Source organism: Stenotrophomonas sp. P5_A8 (genome assembly GCF_056400545.1).
In genome coordinates this window covers 1-5,528 of record NZ_JBFULB010000254.1, presented here as the reverse complement: position 1 = coordinate 5,528, position 5,528 = coordinate 1, and the positions used below count along the sequence as shown (strand labels likewise).

6 protein-coding genes are annotated in these 5,528 nt (G+C 68.1%); 3 read left to right on the top strand and 3 right to left on the bottom strand.

Annotated features, from left to right (window positions below):
• Nucleotides 1-14: 14 nt before the first annotated feature.
• The gene (locus AC1DQP_RS15555; RefSeq protein ID WP_457319305.1) at nucleotides 15-1,823 is read right to left on the bottom strand and encodes a DUF885 domain-containing protein; all 1,809 of its coding nucleotides are present in this window, start codon (nucleotides 1,821-1,823) and stop codon (nucleotides 15-17) included.
• 101 nt (nucleotides 1,824-1,924) lie between these two features.
• On the opposite strand from AC1DQP_RS15555, the gene AC1DQP_RS15550 reads away from it, so the two are divergent.
• Both AC1DQP_RS15550 and AC1DQP_RS15545 read left to right on the top strand, forming a co-directional pair.
• Nucleotides 1,925-2,284, top strand: a complete 360-nt coding sequence (locus AC1DQP_RS15550) for a GFA family protein (RefSeq protein ID WP_256776828.1) — start codon at nucleotides 1,925-1,927, stop codon at nucleotides 2,282-2,284.
• The gene (locus tag AC1DQP_RS15545) at nucleotides 2,281-3,090 is read left to right on the top strand and encodes a DUF4349 domain-containing protein (protein WP_478051953.1); all 810 of its coding nucleotides are present in this window, start codon (nucleotides 2,281-2,283) and stop codon (nucleotides 3,088-3,090) included. The genes AC1DQP_RS15550 and AC1DQP_RS15545 overlap by 4 nt, the downstream gene beginning before the upstream one ends.
• A 39-nt stretch (nucleotides 3,091-3,129) precedes the next feature.
• Here the strand turns inward: AC1DQP_RS15545 and AC1DQP_RS15540 are convergent, their stop codons facing one another.
• Together AC1DQP_RS15540 and AC1DQP_RS15535 are read right to left on the bottom strand one after the other, a co-directional pair.
• Nucleotides 3,130-3,423, bottom strand: coding sequence for a hypothetical protein (locus AC1DQP_RS15540; protein WP_256776826.1), 294 nt, complete (start codon nucleotides 3,421-3,423; stop codon nucleotides 3,130-3,132).
• Nucleotides 3,424-3,495: 72 nt separating this feature from the next.
• Nucleotides 3,496-4,443 carry a LysR substrate-binding domain-containing protein gene (locus AC1DQP_RS15535; RefSeq protein ID WP_457319307.1) on the bottom strand — a complete coding sequence of 316 codons (948 nt, stop codon included), beginning with the start codon at nucleotides 4,441-4,443 and terminating at the stop codon, nucleotides 3,496-3,498.
• Nucleotides 4,444-4,604: 161 nt separating this feature from the next.
• On the opposite strand from AC1DQP_RS15535, the gene AC1DQP_RS15530 reads away from it, so the two are divergent.
• On the top strand, nucleotides 4,605-5,486 hold the full coding sequence (locus AC1DQP_RS15530) for a DMT family transporter (RefSeq protein ID WP_457319308.1): 882 nt from the start codon (nucleotides 4,605-4,607) through the stop codon (nucleotides 5,484-5,486).
• Nucleotides 5,487-5,528 lie beyond the last annotated feature (42 nt).

The following is a 5,528-nucleotide window of genomic DNA, read 5'->3' as shown; positions in this document are numbered from 1 at the left end:
GAACGAGGCAGTGCTTACTCGATCGGCTGGTCCAGCATCAGCTGGCGCGCGAAACGTACCGGCGGTGCGCCGTAGGACAGCATCTGGTCGTGGTAGGCCTTCAGGTTGAACTTCGCGCCCAGCTTGTCCTGCATCGCCTTGCGCGTATCGAAGTGCTCCTGCGCACCCACGAAGTAGGTCGGCAACTGCGCCGACGTCAACTGCGCACGCACCCACTTGCCCGACGCCTCGCTTTCCTGCTGGAACGCATCGTGCGTCATCAGATGCATCGCCTGCTCGCGCGACCAGTTGTCCACGTGCACGCCCTGGTCCAGGATCGCGTTGGAAATGGTGCGCAGGTAGAACTTCAACTGCACCAGATGGAACAGCGGATCGTTGTCCAGGTAACCCTGCTCCTGCATCATCCGCTCGGTGTAGACCGCCCAGCCCTCGGCGAACAGCCCCGAACGCAGCACCGCGCGCAGCGTCGAGGGGAACTTGCCCGAATGCCAGCCCTCCAGATAATGCCCCGGCGTGCCCTCGTGGATGCTCAGCAGGTGGATCATCCGGCTGTTGTATTCGCGCAGGAACGAATCGACCTGCTTGTCGCTCCAATCATCCGGAATCGGCGACACCGCGTAGAACGTCTTCAGGTTCTTGTCCAGCGGACCGGGCGAATCGCAATAGGCCACCGCCACGCCACGCTGGAACTCGGGCATCAGGATGATGTCCACCGGCGAATCGGGCAGCGTCATCAGGTCATGCTTGCGTACGAATTCGGTCGACTGCGCCAGCGCCGCCTTCGCATCGTCCACCACCTTGTCGCGCGCCGGCTTGTCGGCGTAGGCCAGCTCCAGCGCCGCCTCGATCGCCGCCTGCTGCTGGTCGTCGCTCGGGTTGGCCGGCAGTGCCGGCGCGCCCGGCTTGTCCTTCAGCACCATCTGCGCGATGCCGTACATGTCCTGGCGCACGCGCTTGAGTTCGGCACGCGCGCGTTCGCCGATCTCCGCACGCGACAGCGACGAGCTCAGCGCGAACTTCAGCTTCTGGTCGTACAGCTCCGCGCCGATGCGGAAGTCGCCCTTGGCGTTGGGCACCAGGGTCTTGTCCAGCCAAGTCTGCTGTTCTTCGACGGCCTTCTTCAGGCCATCGATGGCGGCCTGCAGACGCTTGCCGTCTTCGGCCGGCAGCTCGCCGATGTGCGGGGTGATGAACGTATCGACGATGCTGAGGATGCCGCGGTTCTGCTTGGCCACCGTCTCGGCATGAATCTTCGGCACGCGGGCCGGGTCCAGGTTTTCGCGGGCCTGGGCGAAGATCTGCGGCAGCTTCTCCATGCGCGCGGTGGCCGACTTCAGGCGGTCGGGCAGCGGGGCGAACTCACGCGCCATCAGCCCGTACAGCGCGCTGCCGGCCATGCCGTTGTAGATCTGCGGGTCCCACTTGGACGACTGCAGCACCTCGGCGCTCCAGATTTCCGACTGCAGCTGGTTGCGCAGGATCGCCGCATCCACCTGGTTCTCGCGCGAGAGCTTGCTCACATCGATCCGGTCCAGGTCGCCCACCAGGCCTTTGTAGGCGGTCAGCACCTTCTGCTGGCCGGCCGCGCTGAGGTCGTCGATCTCGCTGTCGTAGCGGTGGTCGCCGATCTGGGTGGCGCTGATCGGGGACAGCTGCATCCAGGTGTCCAGGGCGCGCTTGGACAGGTCGGCGAACGCGGCATCGACCGCGGCGTCGCCGGCGGTGGCCGGGGCCTGCGTGCCGGTGGCGGCGGGCGGGGCGTCGGCCTGCTGGCAGCCGCCGAGGGCGGCGATCAGGGCGAGGGCGAGAAGATGCTGGCGCATCGGCGATCCTGTGCTGTGGTCAATCCCCGAGCATAGGCCCAGCGGCGCGGCCGTGCCCGTGCCATTGGATTACCATGGCCCTTTCATCGGGAGGGTGCGCCATGCAGTACGAAGGGAGCTGTCATTGCGGGCAGATCGCATTCGTGGTGGATGCCGACGCCCCTATCACCGAGGTGCTGGACTGCAACTGTTCGCTGTGCCGCCGCCGTGGCGGCCTGCTGTGGTTCGGTCCGCGCGAGGCCCTGCGGCTGGGCACCGATGCGGCCGACGTGGCGACCTACCAGTTCAACCAGCACCACCTGGAACACCACCATTGCCGCACCTGCGGGATCGCCCCGTTCAGCGAGGGCGTGGACCCGCGCAGCGGACAGAAGATGGTCGCGGTGAATGTACGTTGCCTGCCCGGGGTGGACCTGGACGGGCTCAAGATCAATCGATACGACGGAGCGGGTAAACAGTGAAAAGGACGACGTGGCGCCTGACGGGCGCCCTGGCAGGGACGCTGGTGCTGGCCCTGGCCGGCTGCAGCCAGAATCACGCTGCCGCCGATGCCGGGGCCGGTGCGGCGGGCGCGGTGGCCTCGCCGGAAGGGGCCGCGCTGGCGTACGAGCACGACATCGACATCCAGCTGGAGGCGGCGCAGATCGGTCCGCGCGTGAAGCAGATCGCCGATGCCTGCCAGTCCGCGCGCTTTGGCGACTGCGCTGTGTTGCAGGTCGGTCAGCAGGGCGGCGAGTACCCGACCGGTTCGATCCGGGTGCGGATCGCGCCCAAGGGCGTCGAGCCGATCATCGGGCTGGCCGGGCAGGGCGGGGAAGTGTCCTCGCGCAACACCCATGCCGAAGACCTGGCCCAGCAGGTGGCCGACACCGCGCTGACCAAGGCACGGCTGGAGAAGGAACACGAACGCCTGCTGGCCTATGAGGACGGCAAGGACGTCAAGATGGCCGACCTGCTGGTGATCACCCAGCGCCTGTCGGAGATCGAGGCGGGCGTCGAGCAGGCCAACAAGGATGCCGCGCAGCAGCGTCGGCGGATCGATACGCAGCTGGTGACGGTGCAGTTCCACACCCCGGCCGGGCAGCGCAGCCGCAGTGAAATCGGCGAGGCCGTGCGCGAGTCTGGCGCGATCCTCACTTCCAGCGTGGCCTTCCTGATCCGCGCGGTGTCCGCGCTGCTGCCGGTAGCCCTTGTGCTCTGGCTGTTCGGCTGGATCGGGTTGAAGCTGTGGCGCCGCCGCAAGCGCCGCAACGCCAACAACGCCTGATCGACCGCGCGGTGCCGGGTTGCCCGGCACCGCGGCGGATCAGCCTTCGTCGTGCTCGTATTCGACGAACACATCCAGTTCGAGCGCCAGTTCCTGCACGGCGTCGCGMACGCGCTGGGCGCCGAGGGCATTGCCCACTTCCACTTCCAGTTCGTGGATGCCCGGGCCGATGTCGTCGGACAGGCCGGCCGAGCTGGAGTCGTCGTCGTCCATGTGCGGCATCAGGTCGTCGGTTTCCTCGACATGCTCGATACCTTCAATGCTCTGCAGCAGGTCGGTGATGGCACGCGTATCGTCTTCGCTGCCGGTGATTCGGAGTCGCAACAGGGCCATGGAATGCGCCTTGGGGGAAAGGAGCTCCAGCCTAGCCAGCGCGTGGAAAAGACGGGGTGAGGATGGCGTGCGCTAGCGTGGCGGGGACGGCGCGGGCCGGCCCAGCAGTTCGTCCGGCAACGCCGGTATCGGCGTGCGTTCGTCCAGCGCCTCGCGCTTGAGCCAGTCCATGAACGCCAGCGCGGTCGGGCTGAGCGGTCGGTGTTCGGCATGCACCACGTAGTAGGCATAGCGCGCCTTGAGCGCCGGCCCGGGCAGGCGCACCAGTTCGTAGCGCTGCAGGTAGGGCTGGGCGATGTGCTTGCGCGCCAGCACCGCCCCGATGCCGTACACCGCCGCGCGCATTGCATCGGTACTGTCGCTGAAGGAGTGCACCGAGGGCAGTTCCAGCCCGCGCACCCCGGCGGCACGGAACCAGTCGCGCCAGCCCTGCGGTGACATGTCGCTGATCAACGGCAGCGCGGCGATCTGCACCGGCTCGCGCAGCGCGGCCACGCCGGCCAGCGCAGGCGAGGCCACCGGCTGCAGTTCGTCGTCCATCAGATGATGCGCGCGCAGTCCCGGCCATTGCCCCAGCCCGTAGCGGATGCCCAGTTCCGGCCCGTTCTCGTCGAAGCGCACCAGCTCGGTGCTGGTCTGCAGTTCGATCCGTACCTGCGGATGCTGGGCGGTGAAGCGCGCCAGCCGCGGTACCAGCCAGCAGTAGGACAGCGAGCGGATGGTGGTGACCCGCAACGGCACGATGTCTGCCTGCGGGTGCAGGTTGCCGGCGACCGCGTTCAGATCGCTCAGCGCTCCGGCGGCCGCATCGGCCAGCTGGCGTCCTTCTGCGGTCAAGCGCACCCCGCGCGCGTGGCGCTGGAACAGCACCGTGCCGAGCACGTCTTCAAGCTTGCGCACATGGTGGCTCACCGCACTGGCGGTGAGGTGCAGTTCTTCGGCGGCATGGGCGAAATTCTGGTGGCGCGCGGCAACCGCGAACACCCCCAGCGCAGGCAGCAGGGCGGGGCGCAGGATCATGGTCGAGACCCAAACTAGATTTGTGGCTTGCCCGGATACTACGCGCTTGTGGGCCTCTGCCGGTAGGCGGATGCTGTGTCCCTGTCCCCCGGAGCCACCCCCATGTTGCCGTCCGCGCACGCCGCCCAGCCACGCATCTGCCTGTTCACTGGAGGCTTGCGATGAGCGGCGCCCCGATGGCCAGCGCCGCGGTCGAGCGCGACTGGCGCACCCCGCTGGAGTTGACCGTGCTCGGCGCGATCTGGGGCTGCTCGTTCCTGTTCATGCGTGTGGCGGTCCCCAGCTTCGGCCCGTACGCGTTGGTCGAAGTGCGCCTGCTGCTGGGCGCGGTTGTGCTGCTGCCGTTCCTGTGGCAGGCCCGCGCCCAATTCCCGGCCCGGCGCTGGCTGTGGCTGGCGCCGATCGGGGTGATCAACTCGGCGATCCCGTTCGTGCTGTTCGCCTGGGCCGCACAACGTGCCCCGGCGGCTATCGGCGCGATCTGCAACGCGATGACCGTGCTGTTCGCGGCGCTGATCGCATTCCTGTTCTTTGGCGAGAAGATCGGCATGCGCCGCGCCATTGCGCTGCTGGTCGGCTTCGCCGGCGTCGTGGTGCTGGCCACGGCCAAAGTTTCCGGCCTGAGCATCGGGGCGGCGGTGATCGCCGGCGCGCTGGCTGCCTTGCTGTACGGCCTGGGCGTGAACCTGGTCAAGCGCCACATGACCGGGCTGCCGCCGGCCGCCTCCGCGGGCGCCACCCTGGGCTGCGCGGCCATCGCCCTGCTGCCGATGGCCCTCACCCACTGGCCGACGGCCCCGATCCCGGCCCTGTCCTGGACCTGCGCGATTGCCCTGGGCGTGGTCTGCACCGGCCTGGCCTTCCTGATGTTCTACCGCCTCATCGCCCGCATCGGCCCGGCGCGTGCCTCCACCGTCACCTACCTCGTTCCGATGTTCGGCGCGTTGTTCGCCTGGTTGTTCCTGGGCGAACCGGTGACCGGGGCGATGGTCGTGGCCGGCGCCTTGATCCTCGGCAGCGTCGCGGCGTCGCAGAAGCGCTAAGCCCGGTTGGTCCGCGTGCAGCCACCCATGGGGTGGCTCTAC